17 protein-coding genes are annotated in these 23,105 nt (G+C 40.9%); 12 read left to right on the forward strand and 5 right to left on the reverse strand.

Annotated elements, in window-relative coordinates; translation table 11 throughout:
* Window positions 1-122: 122 nt before the first annotated feature.
* Complete coding sequence (locus tag E4635_RS04165; protein ID WP_135525364.1) at window positions 123-1,055, reverse strand: peptidylprolyl isomerase; 933 nt, start codon at window positions 1,053-1,055, stop codon at window positions 123-125.
* Window positions 1,056-1,119: 64 nt separating this feature from the next.
* Here E4635_RS04165 and E4635_RS04170 point away from each other — a divergent pair, with 64 nt between their 5' ends.
* The 9 genes from E4635_RS04170 to E4635_RS04210 all read left to right on the forward strand — a co-directional run bounded on the left by E4635_RS04170 (window position 1,120) and on the right by E4635_RS04210 (window position 11,401).
* Window positions 1,120-1,578 carry a GNAT family N-acetyltransferase gene (locus E4635_RS04170; RefSeq protein ID WP_135525365.1) on the forward strand — a complete coding sequence of 153 codons (459 nt, stop codon included), beginning with the start codon at window positions 1,120-1,122 and terminating at the stop codon, window positions 1,576-1,578.
* Window positions 1,579-1,587: 9 nt separating this feature from the next.
* Window positions 1,588-2,391, forward strand: a complete 804-nt coding sequence (locus E4635_RS04175; RefSeq protein ID WP_135525366.1) for a class I SAM-dependent methyltransferase — start codon at window positions 1,588-1,590, stop codon at window positions 2,389-2,391.
* Window positions 2,392-2,394: 3 nt separating this feature from the next.
* Window positions 2,395-2,841 (forward strand): DUF1569 domain-containing protein, encoded by a 447-nt coding sequence (locus E4635_RS04180; RefSeq protein WP_135525367.1) that lies wholly within the window; start codon window positions 2,395-2,397, stop codon window positions 2,839-2,841.
* Between the two features lie 288 nt (window positions 2,842-3,129).
* Window positions 3,130-3,807 (forward strand): tRNA (guanosine(37)-N1)-methyltransferase TrmD, encoded by a 678-nt coding sequence (gene trmD / locus E4635_RS04185; RefSeq protein ID WP_135525368.1) that lies wholly within the window; start codon window positions 3,130-3,132, stop codon window positions 3,805-3,807.
* 60 nt (window positions 3,808-3,867) lie between these two features.
* Entirely contained in the window at window positions 3,868-6,141 is a 2,274-nt protein-coding gene (locus tag E4635_RS04190) for a DUF7619 domain-containing protein (protein ID WP_135525369.1), read from the forward strand.
* 151 nt (window positions 6,142-6,292) lie between these two features.
* On the forward strand, window positions 6,293-6,643 hold the full coding sequence (gene rplS, locus E4635_RS04195) for a 50S ribosomal protein L19 (protein ID WP_135525370.1): 351 nt from the start codon (window positions 6,293-6,295) through the stop codon (window positions 6,641-6,643).
* A 193-nt stretch (window positions 6,644-6,836) separates the two neighbouring features.
* Window positions 6,837-8,063, forward strand: a complete 1,227-nt coding sequence (locus E4635_RS04200; protein WP_135525371.1) for an NADP-dependent isocitrate dehydrogenase — start codon at window positions 6,837-6,839, stop codon at window positions 8,061-8,063.
* 132 nt (window positions 8,064-8,195) lie between these two features.
* Window positions 8,196-10,571, forward strand: a complete 2,376-nt coding sequence (locus E4635_RS04205) for a TonB-dependent receptor (protein WP_135525372.1) — start codon at window positions 8,196-8,198, stop codon at window positions 10,569-10,571.
* Between the two features lie 5 nt (window positions 10,572-10,576).
* Window positions 10,577-11,401, forward strand: coding sequence for a DUF4249 domain-containing protein (locus tag E4635_RS04210; protein WP_135525373.1), 825 nt, complete (start codon window positions 10,577-10,579; stop codon window positions 11,399-11,401).
* A gap of 56 nt (window positions 11,402-11,457) precedes the next feature.
* Here E4635_RS04210 and E4635_RS04215 read toward each other — a convergent pair whose 3' ends face one another.
* The 4 genes from E4635_RS04215 to E4635_RS04230 form a co-directional block, all read right to left on the reverse strand.
* Window positions 11,458-15,750, reverse strand: a complete 4,293-nt coding sequence (locus E4635_RS04215; protein WP_135525374.1) for a T9SS type B sorting domain-containing protein — start codon at window positions 15,748-15,750, stop codon at window positions 11,458-11,460.
* Window positions 15,751-16,365: 615 nt separating this feature from the next.
* Complete coding sequence (locus E4635_RS04220) at window positions 16,366-17,115, reverse strand: hypothetical protein (RefSeq protein ID WP_135525375.1); 750 nt, start codon at window positions 17,113-17,115, stop codon at window positions 16,366-16,368.
* A gap of 187 nt (window positions 17,116-17,302) precedes the next feature.
* Entirely contained in the window at window positions 17,303-18,451 is a 1,149-nt protein-coding gene (locus E4635_RS04225) for a tetratricopeptide repeat protein (RefSeq protein WP_135525376.1), read from the reverse strand.
* The gene (locus tag E4635_RS04230; protein WP_135525377.1) at window positions 18,435-20,039 is read right to left on the reverse strand and encodes a helix-turn-helix domain-containing protein; all 1,605 of its coding nucleotides are present in this window, start codon (window positions 20,037-20,039) and stop codon (window positions 18,435-18,437) included. Before E4635_RS04230 ends, E4635_RS04225 begins: the two co-directional genes overlap by 17 nt.
* Window positions 20,040-20,429: 390 nt before the next feature.
* Between E4635_RS04230 and E4635_RS04235 the strand changes: the two genes are divergently transcribed.
* The 3 genes from E4635_RS04235 (at window position 20,430) to E4635_RS04245 (ending at window position 23,083) form a co-directional block, all read left to right on the forward strand.
* Window positions 20,430-21,092 (forward strand): thiamine diphosphokinase, encoded by a 663-nt coding sequence (locus tag E4635_RS04235; protein WP_135525378.1) that lies wholly within the window; start codon window positions 20,430-20,432, stop codon window positions 21,090-21,092.
* Window positions 21,093-21,097: 5 nt separating this feature from the next.
* Window positions 21,098-22,054 (forward strand): 23S rRNA (adenine(1618)-N(6))-methyltransferase RlmF, encoded by a 957-nt coding sequence (rlmF, locus tag E4635_RS04240; RefSeq protein WP_135525379.1) that lies wholly within the window; start codon window positions 21,098-21,100, stop codon window positions 22,052-22,054.
* Between the two features lie 99 nt (window positions 22,055-22,153).
* Complete coding sequence (locus E4635_RS04245) at window positions 22,154-23,083, forward strand: alpha/beta fold hydrolase (RefSeq protein ID WP_135525380.1); 930 nt, start codon at window positions 22,154-22,156, stop codon at window positions 23,081-23,083.
* Window positions 23,084-23,105 lie beyond the last annotated feature (22 nt).

A 23,105-nucleotide genomic window follows, 5' to 3' on the forward strand; every position in this document is an offset into this window, starting at 1 on the left:
CCAAAAAACCTGCAAAACCCATAATCCGGCAGTAATATCCTCACAAAGAAAGAGTAACCGGCCGGACAAGGCATAAAAAAACTGCCACAAAGGGCAGTTTATACTTAAAAAAAATGAACTTCTTATTTTACATCCATTAATTCCACATCGAAAATAAGGGTCGCGTTTGGCGGAATGACACCACCTGCACCGCGGGAACCGTAACCTAAATGCGCCGGAATCACAAAACGGGCCTTATCGCCTACCTGAAGCAAGGCAATCCCTTCGTCCCAGCCTTCAATCACATTTCCTCTTCCCAACGGGAATTCAATCGGTTTTTTCCTGGCATAAGAATTATCGAATACCTTACCATTTTCCAAAGAACCGGAATAATGTACCGAAACCGTTTTGCCGTTTTCCGCTTTTTTACCGTTTCCTTTCTGGATGAATTTATAACGCAGGCCGCTTTCCGTTTTTTCAAAACCGGCAGCAATCCTTTCCATCGCTTCTTCCGCAGCGGCTCTTTCGGCAGCTTCGCGTTTGGCACGGGAACCTTCAAAAGTCCTGAAAGCTTCAACAGCATTCCATTTTTCAGCTTCGGCACCAACCCTGATGATTTCCACAGATTCGAGGATATCGTCCTGGGCAACGGCATCAACCACTTCCTGCCCTTCCACCACATGGCCAAACACCGTATGCTTATTATCAAGCCATTCCGTAGGGATATGGGTAATGAAAAACTGCGATCCATTTGTACCAGGACCTGCATTAGCCATAGACAACACACCCGGCCTGTCGTGTTTTAAACTTGGATGAAACTCATCGTCGAATTTATAACCGGCATCTCCTGTCCCAGTTCCCAACGGGCATCCGCCCTGGATCATAAAATCAGGGATTACCCTGTGGAATTTCAATCCGTCGTAATATTTTTTCCCTTGAGGCTTTACTTTATTTTCTAAGTTCCCTTCAGCCAATCCTACAAAATTCCCAACCGTCCCCGGTGTTAAATCATGAGTCAGCTTTACTAAAATAGACCCTTTTGTAGTATTAAATTTTGCGTAAATTCCGTCTTGCATGGTTTATTTATTTAAATTTGAAAAGCAAAATTACGAATAAAAATCTAATAGCGGTCCTGACAGAATGGATATTAAAATTATTGCATACGATCCCCGGTACAAATCTGATTTTATCCGGCTCAACAAAGCATGGCTCGAAGAATATTTTTTTGTCGAACCCCATGATACTGCGGTTTTTGAAAATATAGAAGACGTAATCCTTAAACCCGGCGGTGAAATTTTCTTCTGCTTGGTTGATCACGAAATTGCCGGAACCGTCGCGATGCAAAAAGTGAACGATGCCGTTTTTGAAATGGCCAAACTAGCGGTAGGCAAACCTTTCCAGGGCAAAAAACTAAGCCATTATTTGATGGAAGCCTGTATCGCTTTCGCCAAAGCCCAAAAGGCTGAAAAAATCATGCTCATGTCCAGCACCAAATTAGATACAGCCCTAAACCTGTACCGGAAATACAACTTTACCGAAGTCCCTTTGGAAGAAACCGATTACCACCGCGCAGACATCCAGATGGAGCTCCGCCTTTAAACCTTTTATATGAAAATCCCCGAAAACTATATCGAAATCAACAAGGAAGCCTGGAACGAAAAAACCAAGGTACACCTCCATTCCGAATTTTATGATATGGAAGGATTCCTTAATGGGCGATCTTCCCTGAACCAGATTGAAACCGCGTTTTTAGGCAACGTATCGGGCGTAAAAATCCTGCACCTGCAATGCCATTTCGGGCAGGATACTCTTTCGCTGGCCAAAGCAGGCGCTGAAGTTACCGGCGTAGATTTGTCCGATCAGGCCATTAAAACAGCCATTGAAATCGCTCAAAAAATGAACCTCCCGGCCACTTTCATCTGTTCGGATGTGTATGATTTGCCCAATCACCTGGAGGAAAAATTCGACATCGTTTTTACCAGCTACGGAACCATCGGCTGGCTGCCTGACCTGGACAAATGGGCCAAAATCGTTTCGCATTTCCTAAAACCGGGCGGAAAATTCGTATTTGCCGAATTCCATCCCGTGGTCTGGATGTTCGATGATTCTTTCCAAAACATCGCCTACAATTATTTCAATACCGAAACCATTATCGAAAATACCGAAGGTACCTATGCCGAAAAAGAAGCGCCAATAAAAAACCAGACCGTCAGCTGGAACCATCCTTTAAGCGAGGTTTTTTCGTCCCTGCTGCAAAACGGCCTGCAAATCGATTCGTTTACAGAATACGATTATTCCCCTTATAATTGCTTTAACGAAACCGAAGAATTCGAGTCCGGGAAATTCAGGATCAAACATTTAGAAAATAAAATCCCAATGGTGTACGCCTTGGAAGCAACCAAAAAACAATAAAACATGGCAAGTATTTACAATTCCGCAGACAATCAGCAAATTATTGACAGGATCAATCAGTTACGCCCGGATTCGCAACCATCCTGGGGGAAAATGAGCGTCGACCAGATGTTGTCGCACTGTATCGCCCCTATCGATATCGCCCTTGGGAATAAACAGCTCAAAGCCAATTTCCTATTCAGTTTATTGGGCCGTATGATTAAAAAGAAAATAATAAATTCGCCCGAATTCAAGAAAAACAGCCCGACAGCCCCGGATTTTATACGCTCGGGAGCGTATGATTTCGATCAAACCAAATCCGAACTCATTGACAAATTCACGTCCTTCACACAAGGAGCACAGGTCATCAAGACAGACAAGCATCCGTTTTTTGGGCCGATGAGCCACCAGGACTGGGACAACCTGCAATGGAAACACATAGACCATCATTTGAAACAATTTGGAGTGTAACCAATTTGAGTTATGAGTTACAATCCGGAAGCTTCGACAGGAACCTTAATACGATTCTGCCGAAGCTTTTTTGCTTCTGTAAAAGTTTATTTCACTTCTTACATAATTGATTTTACTTCTCACATAGCTTATTTTGCTTCTCACATACATCTTTTCACTTCTCACATAGACTATTTCTCTTCTACAACTGATCACTGCAACTGAAACTGGTTACTGCGACTGAAACTCATAACTCACAATTCATAACTTATAACTAAATCCCTATCTTTGCCCTTTCAATACAAAACCATGCGCATAGATATCATTACCGTTTTGCCGGAATTATTACGAAGCCCTTTTGAAGCCTCCATTATGAAACGGGCTATCGATAAAGGATTAGTGGAAGTCCATTTCCATAATTTAAGGGATTACACGACCAACAAGCAAAAAAGCGTTGATGACTATCCGTTTGGCGGAGGTGCCGGTATGGTGATGACCGTACAGCCTATTGACGCCTGCATTACGCATCTTAAAAGCGAAAGGCCGTACGACGAGATCATTTATATGACGCCAGACGGCGAAACTTTAAACCAGAAAATGGCCAATACCATGTCTATGTATGAGAATATCATTATCCTCTGCGGGCATTATAAAGGTGTTGACCAAAGGGTGCGCGATCATTTTATTACCAAAGAAATTTCCATTGGTGATTATGTGCTGTCCGGTGGCGAATTAGGGGCTTTGGTGCTTTCCGATGCCTTGATCCGCCTTATTCCTGGTGTTCTGAGCGATGAAACTTCGGCCCTGACCGACAGCTTCCAGGACAACCTGCTTTCCCCTCCCATCTACACACGTCCTGCGGATTACAAAGGTTGGAAAGTCCCGGAAGTTTTAACCAGCGGGCATTTTGCAAAAATTGACAAATGGCGGGAAGATATGGCCTATGAGCATACTAAAACACGGCGTCCTGATTTATTGGAAGAATAATAGTGTCAAAACAATTCGAAATCCTGCTACATTTGTCGCATAACTTATTATAACTTAAAAATGAGGAAACTATACGCTGTATTACTACTTTTGTTTGTGTTTACTGTATCCAATGCACAGATTGTTAATTTCACTGATATCAATCTTAAAACAATCCTGCTTACATCAACGCCATCAAATACAATTGCAAAAAACTTAATTGGCCAGTATTTCAGAATTGACAGTAATTATAATGGTGAAATTGAGGCTAGCGAAGCTCAAAGTGTATCCTATATAGATGTTAATAATCAGTCGATCACCTCACTAACCGGAATTGAAGCTTTTACAAATCTTGCAGAGTTAAATTGTGAACACAACAGTTTGACCGTACTTGATGCCACGCCTTTTACCAGTATTAAGAGATTGATTTGCTCTTATAATCAAATGACTAGTTTGAATATTTCAGGAATGCCAAATCTTCAATACATACAATGTTTCATAAACCAACTGACGGAACTGAATCTAAGCAATCTGCCAAATCTAACCTCAATAAGTTGCGGGCAAAACATGATTACAAATTTAGATGTTAGCGGGCTAAGTAATCTCCAAATCTTATTTTGCTCAGAGAATCAATTAACAACACTAGACGTTTCCAATCTTACAAAGTTGATAACTTTACAATGCATGGACAATCAAATAACGTCTTTAACCACTAATAACCTTCCATTGCTTGAGGATGTGATTTGCTACAATAATCAAATTACCAGCATTGATTTAACCACTTGTCCAATTGCAGCGTACTTGGATTGCCACAACAATCAAATTGAGATGTTACTAATAAAAAACGGCAAGAATACCAGTACGCAATTCGGAAACAACCCTAACATACATTACATCTGTGCTGACAATTATGAAATTTCGGCTATTCAAAGCGGAATCAATTCAAATGGTTATGCTTCTAGTTGTATCGTAAATACTTACTGTTCCTTTACTCCAGGAGGAATTCATTATATTGTTAAGGGAAATACAAAATTGGATACTGGCGGGAATGGATGTGATGCTTCAGATCAAAACTATCCAAATCTAAAGATAAATTATACAAACGGATCCATAACCGGGAGCATAATCCCAGATAATTCCGGAAATTATTTTATTCCTTTTACTTCAGGATCTCAAACACTAACTCCTGTATTGGAAAACCCAACGACTTTTTCAGTATCGCCAACTGTTGTTTACGTAAATTTCCCTTCTACCCCTAGCCCTTATATTAAAGATTTCTGCGTTACTTATAACGGAATTCCTTATGATTTGGAAGTAAAGATTATACCACTTGTTCCGGCAAGGCCTGGATTTAATGCAATATATAAAATCATATACCGTAACAAAGGGGCGCTGGCACAATCAGGTAACATTAACCTAACATTTAATGATGCTGTCTTGGATTTTATTTCATCACAGCCAAATGTAACAGGTCAGACAACAGATAATTTATCTTGGAGTTTTTCCAATTTGCAGCCATACGAAGCTCGTGAAATCATAATAACGTTAAACGCAAATTCTCCAACGGAAACACCTCCATTAAACAGTGGAGACATACTACCCTATATTGCAACAATTACAAGCGCTGCAACTGATGGATTGCCCGCGGATAACAACTTCAGGCTAAACCAAACTGTCGTAAATTCTTTAGACCCCAATGATAAAAAATGCCTGGAAGGAAATATTATAGGCATCGCTAAAGTTGGTGATTTTGTACATTATATGATTCGTTTTGAAAATACAGGTACTTTTCCTGCTCAGAACATTGTTGTAAAAGATATTATTGACACTTCTAAATTTGATATTTCAACATTAATGCCAGTAAATGGAAGCCATCCTTTTGTAACAAAAACTACAAACCCGAATACAGTAGAGTTCATTTTCGAGGATATCAACCTTCCTTTTACTGATGATTCCAATGATGGATACGTTGTGTTCAAAATAAAAACAAAATCAACTTTAACTTTGGGGACAACATTCAGCAATACGGCTACTATTTATTTTGATTATAATTTTCCAATAACAACAAATACTGCCACAACAACTGTTGTATCCAATATTTTGGGAACTCAAGATTTTGAATTTAAAAAATTTATTCATTTATATCCAAATCCCGTAAAAAACATCTTAAATATTGATAACAAACACAATATCATCATTACCTCCTTGAGTGTTTATAACAATCTGGGGCAATTAGTTCAAACTGTTACCAATCCGTCTGAAACTATTGATGTTTCTGGATTAAAAACCGGGAATTATATTTTGAAAATTATTTCAGATAAAGGGACAAGCAGCGATACATTTATAAAAGAATAAAAATAATGCAAGCATTATGGTAATTTTGTTAAAAACTATTCTGTTTCCGATTGTTTCTTGAAATTTATTTGTATCTTTGCGCCCACATTAGACCAACCTCTGGCGAGACCCGTGAATGTTGCTCCGATTTAAACCATAATTTTACATTATCATGGCAAATTTAATTGATTTCGTTAATAACGAATTATCTGCTAAAAAAGATTTCCCTACTTTCGGGGCTGGAGACACTATCACAGTTTTCTACGAAATTAAAGAGGGTGAAAAAACAAGAACACAGTTTTTCAAAGGAGTTGTAATCCAAAGAAGAGGTACTGGTGCTACTGAAACTTTTACAATCCGTAAAATGTCCGGTGCTGTAGGTGTTGAGCGTATCTTCCCTGTTAACATGCCGGCTATCCAAAAAATTGAATTGAACCAAAGAGGTAAAGTTCGTAGAGCTCGTATCTACTACTTTAGAGAACTTACTGGTAAAAAAGCAAAAATCAAAGAAAGAAGAAGATAATTCTGAAATTCTTACCTATAAAATCCCGGATCGAACTATCGAATTCGGGATTTTTTTTTGATAAAATATAAAAATGATATTTAAACCCTGATAAAATAATAAATCGATAAAAGTCATTGTTCCAATACTTTTTGAAATAATTTTAGACTCTATTTTAGTATCTTTGTCATCGCAAAATAACAAACTAAACATTATGGCAAAAATAAAAGTAGCGAATCCGGTTGTAGAACTGGATGGCGATGAAATGACAAGGATTATCTGGAGTTTTATCAAGGAACAACTGATCCTTCCTTACCTGGAACTGGACATCAAGTACTACGATCTTGGTATCGAAAGCCGTGAGGCAACGAAAGACCAGATCACTATCGATAGTGCTGAAGCAATCAAAAAATACAACGTAGGGATCAAATGCGCCACCATTACCCCGGACGAAGACCGTGTGAAAGAATTCAACCTTTCCAAAATGTGGAAATCCCCGAACGGGACAATCCGTAATATTGTAGGCGGAACCGTTTTCCGTGAACCGATCATTATGAGCAACGTCCCACGTTATGTACAAGGCTGGACAAAACCAATCGTTATTGGCCGTCATGCTTTTGGGGACCAATACAAAGCGACTGATACGGTAATCAAAGGAAAAGGGAAACTGACGATGACTTTCGTTCCTGAAAACGGAGCAGCGGCACAAACATGGGAAGTATATGATTTCGAAGGTGACGGAGTAGCAATGTCTATGTACAACACAGACGAATCAATCTACGGATTCGCACACTCTTCTTTCCAAATGGCCCTAACCAAAAAATGGCCTTTGTACCTTTCTACCAAAAACACGATCTTAAAAGCCTATGACGGGCGTTTCAAGGATATTTTCGAAGAAGTGTACCAACAACACTACAAAGCTGATTTCGACAAAAACGGCATGACTTACGAGCACCGCCTAATTGATGACATGGTAGCATCTGCCATGAAATGGAACGGTGGCTTTGTATGGGCTTGTAAAAACTACGATGGTGACGTTCAGTCAGATACGGTAGCACAAGGATTTGGTTCTTTAGGACTAATGACTTCCGTATTGGTAACTCCGGACGGAAAAACCGTAGAAGCGGAAGCAGCTCACGGAACCGTTACGCGCCACTACCGCCAGCACCAGCAAGGCAAGAAAACTTCCACTAACCCGATTGCGTCCATCTTTGCCTGGACAAGAGGTTTGGAGCACAGGGGGAAATTGGACGGAAACCAGGAATTGATCAACTTCTGCCACAAATTGGAAGAAGTTTGTATCGAAACTGTAGAATCCGGAAAAATGACAAAAGATTTGGCAAGCCTGGTAAAACCGGAAGGCTTAACTGATGTAGATTTCCTTACTACCGAAGATTTCCTTCAAACATTAAAAGAAAACCTGGATAAGAAATTAGCATAATCTTATTCCCAAAATACATGTTTTAGAAGACGGTCAAATTATTGACCGTCTTTTTTTTAATGAAACCTTAACAAATGTTTTGTAACAAAATACCCATATTTGCGTTCTTACAGAAAAACTAAAATCAAAAACATGTCACTTCAGAAAAAGTCGTTCCTATTACTTTTCTTTTTTTTTGGATTATTTATTTCATTCTCTCAGGAAAAATTTACGCTCAGCGGTGTGATTTCAGATGCCGCCAACAATGAAACCTTAATTGGGGTAAACATTTTTATCCCCGAAACCAAATCATCGGCCATTACCAACGAATATGGCTTTTATTCAATTACCATCCCTAAAGGAGATTACACGGTCTTAATCAGTTACCAGGGGTTCCAGGCAATTGAGGAATCCTTTTCTCTTTCGGAAAACACCAAAAAGAATTTCAGCATGAGCGAAGAAAGCCAAAAGCTCGAAGAAATTGTGGTAACAGCCAAAAACACAGCCAATATCCGGAAACCGGAAATGAGCGTCAACAAAATGTCTATCGGGACCATCAAACAGATGCCGGTCGTCCTGGGCGAAGTCGATGTCATCAAATCCTTATTGTTCCTTCCGGGTGTGACCAATGCCGGTGAAGGGCAATCCGGGTTTAACGTCCGTGGTGGCGGTGCCGACCAAAACCTGATCTTGCTGGATGAGGCCACTATTTTCAATTCTTCCCACTTCTTTGGTTTCTTTTCGGTTTTTAACCCGGACGCCATAAAGGACCTGAAATTATACAAAGGCGGTATTCCTGCCCGTTTTGGAGGAAGGGCGTCTTCTGTCCTGGATATTTACCAGAAAGACGGAAATAGCAACAAATTCAGTATGAACGGTGGTATCGGTTTAATTTCAAGCCGTATTTTGGCAGAAGGCCCAATCGTAAAAGAGAAGGGCTCTTTCCTGATCGGAGGGCGCGCATCTTACGCACATTTGTTCCTAAAACTGACGGATAACGAAAACAGTGCCTATTTTTATGACCTGAATACCAAATTGAATTACAAACTCAACAAAAACAACAATTTATACCTTTCGGGCTATTTTGGCCGGGATGTTTTTTCCCTGAACCAGACTTTTGTCAATACATATGGAAACGCCACGTTGAACCTTCGCTGGAATCATTTGTTCAACGATAAACTGTTTTCAAACCTATCGCTGATTTATAGTGATTATTATTACGGGCTGACATTGGATTTTGCGGGCTTCAACTGGAATTCAGGAATCAAAAATTATAATTTAAAATACGATTTCAAGCATTATCTTTCGGATAAAATCAAGCTGAATTACGGGGCCAATGCCATTTATTATGATTTCAACCCGGGAACCATCGAACCTAATAATTCCCAGTCCGGGATCAATTACAGGCAATTGGATAAAAAATATGCTTTTGAACCTGCCTTTTATGTAGATGCCGAGCAGAACCTGACCGATAAGATTTCTATTTTATATGGCTTACGATACAGCCTTTTTTACCGATTGGGGAGTTCAACCGTGAATTATTATGCCAACAACCAGCCTGTCGTATACGATCCTGAGCTTGAAATTTATGAAAAGGCAGAACCGGTTAGTTCGGCATATTTCGGCAAAAATAAGACCATTGCCAGTTTTGATAACCTGGAACCGCGATTTTCCATTTCGTATGAATTGAATCCTAACCAGTCCATAAAAGCAAGCTACAACAGGATGGTCCAGTACCTGCAACTGGTTTCCAACACGGCCTCGCCTACTCCTTTGGATGTCTGGACACCAAGCGATAATTACATCAAGCCTCAAATTGCCGATCAGGTTGCGGTAGGTTATTTTAGTAATTTTAAGGACGATGCCTATACGCTCGAAATTGAAAGTTTTTACAAGAAAGTCAAAAACCGCATGGATTATATAGACGGCGCCGACCTGATTGCCAACGAAGCCATCGAACAAGTCATACTCAACGGCCAGATGCGGTCTTACGGTCTGGAACTGATGATTCGGAAAAACTCTGGAAAACTAAACGGCTGGGTTGCCTATACGATTTCACGTTCACAACAGCAAACACCCGGAAGGACTCCTGGAGAAGTGGGCATAAACAATGGTGATTGGTATCGTTCGGCCTATGACAAAACCCATAACCTGGTCGTGACCGGATCTTATAAATACACTAAAAAATGGACTTTTGGAGCCAATTTTACTTTGCAATCAGGACAACCTGTTACGTATCCAAACGGGCAGTATGTATACCAAGGCATTACGATCCCGAGTTATGGCGAGCGTAACGGAGCCAGCCTTCCGATGTACCATCATTTGGATGTTTCCGCTACTTATATCCCTAAACCGGACAAAAACAAAGGCTGGCAAAGCGAGTGGGTATTCAGTATTTACAACTTGTACAGCCGGAAAAACGCCGCTTCTATCGCCTTCAGGCAAAATGCAGACACAGGCGTAAACGAAGCAGTCAAGTTATCCATTTTTGGAATGGTCCCATCAGTATCTTATAATTTTAAATTTTAATCCGCATGAAAAATATCCTCACTTATAGTATTGCAATTATAGCCTCCATTTTCTTCATGAGTTGCGAAGATGTTGTCAATGTTGATTTAGACACGGCTCCTCCCAAGTTAGTCATTGACGCTGCCATAAAATGGGAAAAAGGGACTTCCGGGAACGAGCAGAAAATAAAGCTGACCACTACTACCGGTTTTTACAACTCCACAATCCCGTCAGTTTCGGGTGCGACTGTTTTTATAACCAACAGTTCCAATACAGTATTCAATTTTATCGAAACACCAAACACTGGAGAATATATTTGCACGAATTTCATTCCTGTAATTAACGAGAATTATACTTTGACGGTAATCCATGACGGGCAAACCTATACGGCTACCGACAAATTATATGCATCGCCAGATATTGACAACATTGAGCAAGGTGTTTTCCCAGGCATTGGAGAAGACCAGATACAGGTAAAATTTTATTATCAGGACAATGGTGCTGAAGATAATTTCTACTTACTTGGGTTCAAGAACAGCAATATTGCTTTCCCGGAATATGGCGTGGCCCCTGATGAATTCTTTCAAGGAAACCAAATGTTCGGTTTTTATACCGATGAAGACCTGAAGCCTAATGATGTCCTGGATTTAAGTTTACAAGGCATTTCTGAGCGCTACAGCAACTATATGACCAAACTTCTTAATATAGCCGGGACCAACGAAGGCAATCCGTTTACCGCCCCACCCGCAACTTTAAGGGGGAATATCATCAACCAGACCAGCAAGGCCAATTTCCCTTTAGGGTATTTCAGTTTGGGGGAAGTCGATACCGATACCTACGTAGTACAATAACACAAAACAAAAAAACACCACAGGAAAAGTGGTGTTTTTTTTATATTGAAAGGCTATTATCTTTTTAAAGAGAAATGCGATTTGAATGTTTTTTCTTCCTGATTCTCCAGATATTGTATCGTAAACCAATAATCTGTAGAAGGTAAATCCTGTCCGTTAAACGTTCCGTCCCAGCCGCTACCTTCCGGTTTTATCATCTTGAGCAATTTTCCATACCTATCAAAAATATGGATTTCTGCATTTTGCTGATCACGTAAAGACCATACATTCCAGGTGTCATGGTACCCATCGGCATTAGGAGTAAAAAAGTGCGGGTAATCAATGGTGATAATATTCCTGATCGTAACATCGGTACATCCGTTTTCATCATGGACAGTAACGTAATGCTCACCCGGAGAAACATTCATAAAGACATTGCTTTGCTGAAACACGCCATTATCCAGGCTGTACCAATACGATCCGGTACCTTGCACTTGGATGGTTATGGTCTGATTGTCTTCAAAATAATGGCTGACTACATACGTGACGTCGCTTTCCAGTGCAGGATATGCCGGCATTACCGATGTAATTGCTGTTATAGAACAATTTGCGGCATTGGTAACCGTCAAAGTATACGTACCTATCTGATTGGCTTCATATGTACTGGATGTCCCTACCAGGGATCCGTTAAAATACCATTCAAATGAAAGCCCCAGAGGATTTAAGCCACTATTCAGTATCGCGGTGCCTATCGGATTGTTAGTCGAAACATCGATACACAATACTCCGGTATTCATGTCCGGTTTGGGAATATCAAGAATCGTAACCGTGGCCTCCCGGATCAATTCGGGACAACCGCCCGCTGACTGTATCTTATAATAAACAGTATAGGTTCCAGGAGTACTCAAGCTTGGCGTTATGGCACCCGTTACACTATCAATTGACAATCCTACAGGAATTGAAGAGTATGTTCCACCGGTTGTTCCGGTTTGGGTTACATTTACCTGGCCAGTTTGTGAAACGCAAAACGGATTTGCTCCGTAAGAAATCGTTGCAGTAGGACCATTGAGGATCGTAACCGAAGCCGATACGCTTGCATATGCAGCACATCCGCCGGAAGCGGCAACATGGTAAGTAACCTGATACGTTCCCGGAGTACTCGCGCTAGGCAAAATCGCTCCCGTATTTGGGTTGATGCTTAATCCTGTTAAAGGGTTAACCGTATAGTTTCCGCCTGGTGTTCCTGTAAAATTAACAGGTTGCGAAGTGGATTCGGTAACACAAAAAGGCCCGCTATAAGAGATTGTTGCCGAAGGTTTCGGGGTTACATTTACCATTACGCTTTGTGTTACAGCATTGGGGCATCCTCCGTTTATAACATTCACCAAAGCAAATGTAGTGGTTGCTGTTAAGGCTGAAGTAATAGTAAGTACGCCGGAAGCCGGAATAACACCCGAAGAGGCATTTGAATTTACAGTATAGTTTACTGTTGCTCCCGGTGTCCCTGTTATTTGAATGTTTACAATATCTCCCGAGCATATCACGGAAGCTCCTGTATTTGAAATAGTTGCTGTTGGCACGGCTAATACGGTAACAACTACGGTATCAAAACATCCGTTACCATTTGTATAAGTAACCGTAGTAGTCCCGGCTGAAACCCCTGTAACCAAACCTGCGTTATTTATTGTTGCTATGGCTGTATTGGCCGAAACCCAGGCATTGGAAACTGCCGGAGTCCCCGGTCCTGTCAATTGCGTTGTGGCATTCATACAAACTGTCAAAGTTCCCGAAATGGCCGGTAGCGGATTGACAGTTACCGTTGCGTTTGCCAAACATCCGTTACTGTTAGTATACGTAATTGTCGTGGTTCCTGCTGAAATGCCCAATACTAAACCTGACCCGTTTACGGTTGCTATGCTAGTATTGGAAGAAATCCAGGCATTGGAAACTGCCGGTGTTCCGGAACCCGCTAATTGTGTTGTCTGCCCTTGACAAACCGATAACGTTCCGCTTATAATAGGCAAAGCATTAACCGTTACTGTTATGGTGTTGGAACAACCGTTAGTATCTAAATACGTAATGGTAGTATTTCCGGCCGATACACCGCTTACCAAACCATTGCTATCTACAGTAGCAACGGCATTATTGCCCGATATCCACGGATTTACAGAAGCAGGAGTTCCCGAACCTGTCAGTGGAAGGGTTTGATTGACACAAACTACATTGGAACCCGAAATAGCCGGCGCGGTATATACTGTAAATAGCACAGAAACGATACAACCTTGCGAATTAGTATACGATATTGTTGAAATCCCTTGTGAAACAGCTGAAACCAATCCGCTTGTATTTACTGTTGCCACTGCCGGATTGGAAGAATTCCAGGCATTTGTTGCCGGGTTTTCCGATATTGTCAATTGCGATGTTGAATTGATGCAAGTGGATAAAGTCCCGCCTATCGTTGGAAGCCCATGCACAGTTACAGTTGCCGTAGCCGGGCATCCGTTGGCACCTAAATAGGTAATTACAGCTGTTCCGCCTGAAATCCCTGTAACCAATCCCGCATTATTTACTGTTGCAATCCCGGTATTATCTGAAGACCATGCCGTAGGAACAGCTGGTGCCCCTGAACCGGATAGTTGTGTTGTCGAACCCTGGCATAAGGATAAAGTCCCGCTAATGACCGGCAAAGGATTAATCGTTACCGTAGCACTTCCCGATTGCGGAAAAACACAAGTAGGAGCTGTTGTAGCACTGGCACTGATTAGGTTATAAGTAAAAGTTCCCGGAACAGCCGTAGGCACGTTAATGGAAACACTATTTCCTGTTGTGGTGATACTTTGGTTTGTACCACCATTTACGTTATACACAAAAGTATAGGGTGCGTTGCCTCCGCTTCCTGTAAAAGTGATTTGTGGCGAAGTGCCACCCTGGCAAGCATTCGGTGTGACCAAAATCCCTGAAGTTATCTGTTGGTTTACCACAATGGTTGCACCATTTGTTAATGGCTGGCTGCAATTAGGAGGGTTTGAATCTGTAATATTCGATAGCGTAATTTGGTTTGAACCGATAGGAAGCCCTGGCAAATTTACCTGCTGTTGCCCGGAATTATCCAAAGTAACTGTTTGCGAAGCACCGCTGTTTACACTATAAGTAATCACGGCATTGGGTAAACCCGAAAATGTAGCTACAGCCACATCTCCTTCACAAATAGGCGAATTTGTAGTTACTGTAGGAATGCTTACGGTTGAAACATTTACACTCACGGTCTCATTTTCGGTTTGAGAACACACCACAATATTATTGGCATCCAATACCTTAGAATTAACTAAAGCATATGTCATATTTCCGGTTACAGCTCCGGTTATCTGGAATGATCCGGCAGTATTGAGCACAATAGATTGGATGGAGCCCCCATTTACCATATATTCTACAGTTGCCCCGGGAGTTCCGGAAAATGTGACCGTTACATTCTGCCCAGAGCATACTTGTGTATCTGAAATAGAAACAGTGGCATTCGGTACAGGATAAACCCTCAGGTTGAAATCTATAATAGTATAACAGCCCGATATATTGTTTACGACTTTGGCATATATTTTTTGCGGATTCCCTCCAGTATTGGAGATAATATTAGGTAGCGGTGATATTCCGTCGATAGCATTGGCGAAAGTAGTATAAAAGGAAATCGTATTGGCTACCAAATTCGAATTGATCTGGCTTCTCACCGGATTAAGGTCAAAAATCCCCACATTTGGAGTATTGCTGCAGGTTTTCAAATCCGGAATCTGATTCGCTGTCGGCGGTGTTGGGAAAGCCCCTCCATTTGCCGTGGCAGTTCCTGTCCATTGAATTTCAAAACCTCCGTCACCCACCGGCCTATCTATGACAATGTAGTAAAACTGGCCTGCCGTTACATTGATATACCTTACGTAGCTGTCGCCATTTCCAGGATTAGCAACCCCGGGGCCAACTGATGATACCGTACCGGTCAAACTCATTCCTGTATGATTGTTGGGTGCATTGAGTTGTTGTGGGTTTGACGTGGCGCATCGGATAGGACTTCCCAAACTGGAACATCCCTGGTTGGCTCCAAAAACCCAAAAATCATAATCTACCCAAATGTGGGTATCATTCGGGATCAAATCGAAACCTAAAGTCCCTGATTGTACTATATTTATCTTAAGCCAAATAGAATTGTGTTCAAATCCGCCGCATCCGGCAACTTCCTGGCTATTTCCAATACCACTGGCATTTGAACTGAAATTTCCATTACCGCATACCACAATTGCGTTCACACAATCGTTAGGCTCGTTTTGTGCCGTTATTGAATTGATAAAAAGTAATGCTAAAAATAATACTAAACTCTTTTTCATTTAATCAGGTTTTAGGGCATGCACCAATTCACAGAAGGGAACCGGTTTTAAAATGTAATTTAAATCCTTCGTGCAGGTAACAGCACGAAGGATTTCACAATTAAAAAAAACAAATAAACAACGTAACCAATTTTATTATTTAGCCTTAACCGGCTTACACTATCGATTCTTTTTACCTGCTTTTCTTGTGATGGTCCGCAGTGGCCCAATAGTGTTTTATGAGGTTGAAAATAAGTATATATACTATAGTATAAAGAAGCATATCTTTTAAGTTTACTGAATTTTAAAAGCAAAAAAATAAGTGTAATTAATTGATTATCAATATATTGTATTGAAAAACATCCAAATAACGCACAATTAGGCGAATCAAGCAATTTTGTAGGTATTTCGCTTCTTTTTACACATTGCAGGTGGTTTCGGAAAAGAATTTCCAGGTAGTAATAACTCTAAAAATAACAGGGAAAATTGAAATCAGTATCTTTTTAATCATACTGTACAAAAAGTGATATTTATAACTTTTTGTTTTTATTTTTCCTGATCCAAAAAAAAGCCGGCTTTTGATAAAACCGGCTTTTTATATCTTAAAATTTAAAAGTTTGATACAATGCTGTGAGCTTATTGCCCTAAATAAATAAAGCCGTTTAACGCAAGATAAGGATCCTGTACCGACAAATTTTGCTGGGTAACCCCGCCATTGATCGAAGATGTGGTATGGCTATGTGCACCCGCACTTGTCGTGCTGTTTGTATTGGAACCGGAAGCCAAGAAAGACTGCCCCAGGATATTTAACAAAACCGCCGTTGGATTACCGGACAGGTGGGTATGAGCCCCATCTGTACTGGTGGTCAAGGTCACATTTGGCAACTGGTTCTGATTGATTGTTACCGAAGCGTTCCCTCCGGTTGTATTTAAAGTTTTCGTACCGCTGGCCCCTACAATGCCTCTATCGGAAAGATTAGGCAGGTTAGCACCAATGCCGAGAGCGGTTGCAGCTGCCTGTTGCGTGGCAGTCAGAGAGCTTTTGAGACGTCCATCCAGTAAAATCCAGCCATTATGGTCAACTCCCTGGAATCCGTATTTTACATCACCAAAATTATATACCTGTGTTGCCAAACCATACCAGGAACTTCCATTGTAACAATAATATAGATTGGTACTGGTAAGATAAACCAATTGCCCTGCCCTGTTCCCGGAAGAAGGCAAAACGCTTACCTGTGGAATTGCGATACCGGCATCGATGGTTGGAGAAGCGGGATTGGCAACCCGAACATCTAAGGTCGCCTGAGGATTGGCAGTACCTATCCCAACCTGGGCTTTTGCAAAGCATGAGATAAGGACAAACATAAGGAGTAGTTTTCTTTTCATGTTAAGTTGTTTTTAGTTGTCAGTTTTGTTCGTGGTTTCTTACATAAAGATAAATATAATTCTGTTTACAATTACATCCTTAAGAATATCTTTACAAATAGCCGAATTTTAAAAAGCTTTCAAAAAACTTAATAAACTAACAATTAACACATTAACATCTAAAAACAATGCTTTAAAGAACGACTGCTTACTGATTCTCGTTTTGTAGGCTTTTAACTACACCCTGTAGTTTTTCAATAGAAGCCTTCGATCTTCTTATGGACAGGGCCGAAAAGACAACAATCAGCAGCAGCACAAAAAAGATAATGACAATGCCGGATAGATACCTGGAAACAGCACCCTCGAGCTTCGATTTTTCCTCATTTTCCTTCTCTTTTAAAGAATCGCTGACCGATTTCCTTTCCCGGTTTTTGAGTTTTGATTGGTTTTCGAGGTATTTCAGCCTGTACTCCTGGTAATTGTCCCAATGATTGAGTGCCAGGGAATTTTCAGATAACCCTTTGTATATTTCCTGGTTGAGTACCAAATCGTTTACATTGCTCGAAATGGCAAGTGCTTCCTGCAGCAAATCAATGGCTTGCTTGTATTTTCCTTCCAGGGTATATACTTGTGCCAATCCTTTCTGGGCAAAGGCCTGAAGGCTGTTGGCTTTGACCATTTTAGCATAGTCGACAGATTCCTGGAAACTTTCAATGGCCGCTTTGGTATCGGACATCAGTATGTAACAATTGCCTTTGTTGTATTTGGCAATGCTTAATTTACTGGCATTGGCAAGGAGATCTTTGGTTTTTAAGATTTCATTTATTCCCTTGTCGAAAAAAGTAATGGCAATCTCACAGTTTAATTTCTCCTTATAAATAAACCCTCTTACAAGATACGTAATCCCTAAATTAACGGCAACAGAATCCCGCACAGGGTATTCCAGGCACAATTCCTCCGCCTGGTCAAGGGACTGGATAGCCTTGTCGTATATCTTGAGCTGATGGTACTGGATGCCCGTTTTGGTTATGATCCCGATTTTTAATAATTCATCGCTGGTTTGCGGCAAAAGCTGGTTGGCCTTGATGACATACTCGAGTGATTTTTCATAGTCCCGTTTAGAAGAATAACCATCAGATATGAGCTTATACGCCCGTATTTTTACATCGGTATTGCTTCCCGCCTTGCCCACTATTTCTTTTCCGATAGCAATTGCCCTATCCGGATTTTCATACATGACCGAAGCACTGGCCTTGAGGATGCTGTCCAGTTTTTTGGGATTTTGCCCATACGCCTCATTGGCAAACACCAAAAAGCTTAGCAAAGCGGTAAAAACTATTTTAATGTACAACCTCATGATGATTATTGTTTACCGGGTTACCAATCTCTTTTTCATTCTTCAGGAGTTCAATAAAAGTAATAGGCGCTATTCCTGTTATCGATTTAAATACGGTGGCAAAACTGCTGTGCGATGAAAATCCGCAGGTTTCGGCCAGGTAACTGATCTTATAGTTGATAAAATTAGGGTCGGATTTCAGTTTTTCAACAATATAATTAATACGCAGCTTGTTGATATAGGTATTGAAATTAACGTTGTAATGCTTGTTTATGATTTCCGACAGGTATTTGGTATTGGTTTCAAATTGCCCCGAAAGTACCGCAAGCGATATGTCATTGTTGGTAAAACGTGTCGTATTTTCAAAACGTTTGAGTTTGTTCAGCAACGCCTGTTCGGTTTCCTGCGGAATAAAGACTTTTTTGCTGGCTTCTTTCTTTTCCGTATAACGGCTGACCAGGTTGTTCCGGGTTACTTCAAGGTAATTGATAATTTCTTTGAGCCTTTTTTTCTTCCAGTGGAATTTAAGCCAGAACATGGTACAGCCAATCAGGACCAGGAAAAACAGCACCAAGGCAACGTAAAACTGAATGCGGTAATTCTGTTTTTTGGCCAGGTAATTATTTTCGGTCTCTTTGGCGATAAGATTGTAAGCCGTATTCACAGATTCCTGTTCGGCATTTTCAATCTGAGTGCTTATTTTCAACAAGTTGGCATTGTACCATTTGTAATTTGCCTTATCGTTTAAAGCCAGGTAATTAATGGCGAGCTGCTTGCTGATGGTTTCAGTCAGGTATAAATTATCCAGGTTTTGTGCTATTTTCAAAGATTCGGAAAGCAACACAATGGCCTTCTGATGGTCTTTCTTGTGGAAGTTGACGCCGGCCAGCCCGTTCAATACAAAAATTTCAGCGAATTGATTTTCCTTGTTTCCTTTATCCAAAAGAAGCCTGGCTTTACTGAAATAACCGTTGCTTTTTTCAAAATCGCCCAGCCCGCTGTATATTTTCCCCATATTGATGGCGAGCCACAAGTCCAGGTCCGGCGAATCTTTTTTGGCAACCTCGAATTCCTTGCTTTTATTTTCTATCGTTTTTAAGGCAGCCTCGTACTTTTGGTGACTGATGTACATCGCTGCTTTCTCAAGTGTTAAAAAAATAGTAGCCAGGCGTTGATCGTCCTTTTCTTTGATAGATACCGCTTTTTGCCTTGCCTCTTCAAAATAACGTTCCGATTTTTCTTCAAGGTACAGGGACCTTAAGATCGCAGATTTGGCAATCAGGATTTTAACCGCATTCATATCCGACAAATCCGGAGTATCTTTGTCTGCCACGTACAAGTAATTCAAGGCGTTGCTGTAATCTCCCTTAACTTTGTAAATCTCGGCAATCAGCATGTTTATTTCTGATTTTTCCTCGTCTGAAGAACTGTTTTTCAGCAAATGCATCCCGATTTTTAAGGCTTCGTCAGGTTTGGAGTGGATCAACTCTTCAAATTCATGAAATAAGGACTGTTGTTTCGATGGCGTTTGAGCCACAATAGAATTAGCAAATACTATTGTAAAAAAGAGTAGGATTAGAAAATAAAACCGAATTCCGTTGTGTTTCATTTGACTTTTGTCTTTGTTTTACAATACATTTAAAGGTAAAGATCCAGACTACAAATGTACCGATTATTCGAATAAAGCCAAAGGTCATTTTGAAATACCATGCCATTATCACAAACATCATCATATTGCTAAAATCACATCTTTAAAAGAACAATAACGATATTATAATCAAAAAATAAATTATTTTAAATACAAATAATCAATAATTTAACAAAACAACAAAGCTTTGAATATTTAACTGATCCTATTTTTTTTGTGATACTTTACCAAAAGCACCACCGGCCCGCCGGAAAGATTCTTTTTGATCGTTTTCAAATGCCTGCCTGTTTGCGTATCTTTACCACAGTTTTTTTTTAAGATACTAACTTTAAAATTCCAACAACAGCCTACATGTCTTCACACCATATAGTCCGCGACGATCAGGAACCTGCATTAATAATTGCCAACGGCGCGTCCTGCAGCGAAGAATTATTAGGGCAATTGCTAGAATGGTCACCTTTGGTCATTGTCTTGGATTCAGCCATCGAAAGGGTTTTGGAACTCGGTATAAAAGTGGATGTCCTGTTAGGGGATTTCGACCGTGGTTTTGATGCCGCTTATTATGCCGCCAAACAATATCCGATGGAAATCGTCCATACGCCAGACCAGGAAAAAACAGATCTGGAAAAAGCCTTTGATTACCTGATCCAGAAAGGACACCAGGCCGCCAATGTCGTTTGGGCTACCGGGAAACGTGCAGACCACACCATCACAAACATTACGAGCATTGTACAATACCGCGAAAAACTTAAAATCGTAATTTTAGACGACCATTCCAAAGTATTCCTGCTCCCCAAACGGTTTGAAAAATGGTACACGGCAAAAACCCCTATCTCTCTGATTCCCATAGGGAACGTTTCCGGGATTACGACCCGGAATTTGTTTTACCCGTTACAAAACGACGGTTTGACCATTGGCTATAAAACAGGAAGCAGCAATCACGTTGCCCATGACGGCCTTGTGGTTATCGAACATGAAGAAGGTGATTTATTATTGATGGAATGCTTTGATTAGAAGAAATGAAACCTATAAAAAATACAGAAAAACAAAATTTGCATCCCAGGAACCCGCATCGGTCCCGGTACGATTTTGAACAGTTGGCCATCCATTCCCCAGCATTAAAAAATCACATCCTATCCCATACGTATCCGGACGGAAATCCCGGCCAGACCATCAATTTCAGTAATCCTGAAGCTGTAAAAGCACTCAATAAGGCCTTGCTAAGTTCCCATTACAACATCAGGGACTGGGATATTCCTGAACATTTTCTTTGCCCTCCTATTCCGGGCCGGGCCGATTACATCCATTATCTTGCAGATGTATTGGCCGATTCCAACAACGGAATCATTCCCCAGGGAGCTGGTGTAGAAGGCCTGGACATCGGCACAGGCGCGAATTGCATTTACCCGATCATAGGAAACTCCGTATATGGCTGGCATTTTGTAGGTACTGATATCGATGAAAAAGCAATCCAGAATTGTAAAAAAATCATTCAAAGCAACCCGCAACTGATCCCTGCCATCAGTTTACAACGACAAACCGAACCTCGGTTTATTTTCAAAAATATCATCACGCCACAGGACCGGTTTGCTTTTACCATTTGCAATCCTCCTTTCCATGCTTCCGCAGCAGAAGCAAACAAGGCTGCCACCCGGAAAGTCCACAATCTAAAACAAACCCGGACGGACAAGCCTGTTTTGAATTTTGGCGGTCAAAACGCCGAATTATGGTGCCCCAGAGGAGAAATAGGCTTTCTTACCCAAATGATCTACGAAAGCGCAAAATACCCTGAGCAGGTGCTTTGGTTCACCACTTTGGTATCCAAAAAAGAAAATTTGGCGGCCATTTACAGGACTTTGCATAAAGTCGGGGCAGTCACTATCAGGACGTTCGAAATGGCGCAAGGGCAAAAAACAAGCCGTATGGTCGCTTGGACATTCTTAACGGAAACACAGCACAAAAACTGGCAGTTTTAAGTTCCGCAACATTGGAATTTTGATATATTTGAATGAAATAATGATACTGTATTTCTTTTGTTTATTTTAATTTTCAACTGAAATTCAAGCATCTGATTTATGCAAAACCTATTCTTAAAAGCCCTCATGCTTTTCTTACTGGTAAGCTGTGCTGCCACTAAGGAAAAGGATTATGTTTTCAAAAGCCGGAAACATAAAAAGGCCTACATTAATTCCTATAACAAATCATTGCAGCTTTGGGATGTCCCATATCAGGAAGAAGATATCCAGACAAGTTTTGGAAAAGCGCATGTCATTACAGCTGGCCCAAAAGACGGCCCGCCGCTGGTATTGCTCCACGGGATGGATGCCACCTCCACTATGTGGTTTCCCAACATCCGGGCGTTGTCAAAAAACCATCGGACCTATGCTATTGATTACCTGAACGAAGCAGGAAAATCGCAATCCAGGGAAAAATCACTTTCAAAAGAAGAAACCGTACAATGGTACAACGAAATCTTCGATCATTACAAGTTACGGAAACTGGACATTGTTGGTGCTTCCAGAGGCGGTTGGATGGCGACATTGCTGGCCATACAACCCAACAGCAAAATCAGCAGACTCGTATTGTTGAGCCCCGCACAGACCTTTAAAGGAGTTGACAAAGCCGGGAAAGCCTCTTCTGCCTTGCTGTTGAAAATTTTCCCATCCAAAAAAAAACTGGACAAAACATTGGAGACCTTTTCCTTTTATCCCGAAAAAATAAGCCCGGTATACAAAACCCAGTTCTTCCTGGCCAACAAACAGGCTAAATCCAGCTCAAGTTTTTTACAGATGCAGCCTTTTTCAGACGAAGATTTACAAAAAATAACCATTCCGGTCCTGGTGCTTATTGGCGACCACGACGTGATCAATGCTGAAGAAAGCCTGACCCGGGCCCAAAAATACCTCCCGGATTGCAAAACCAAAACCCTCAAAGATGCCGGCCATTTTTTAAGTATCGACCAATCGGAAGCCGTCAATAAAACCATCGTTGATTTTCTTAAATAATCAAAAAGGCCACTTTTATTTC

The sequence above is a fragment of the Flavobacterium humi genome, assembly GCF_004745595.1.
Classification (GTDB): Bacteria; Bacteroidota; Bacteroidia; order Flavobacteriales; family Flavobacteriaceae; genus Flavobacterium; species Flavobacterium humi.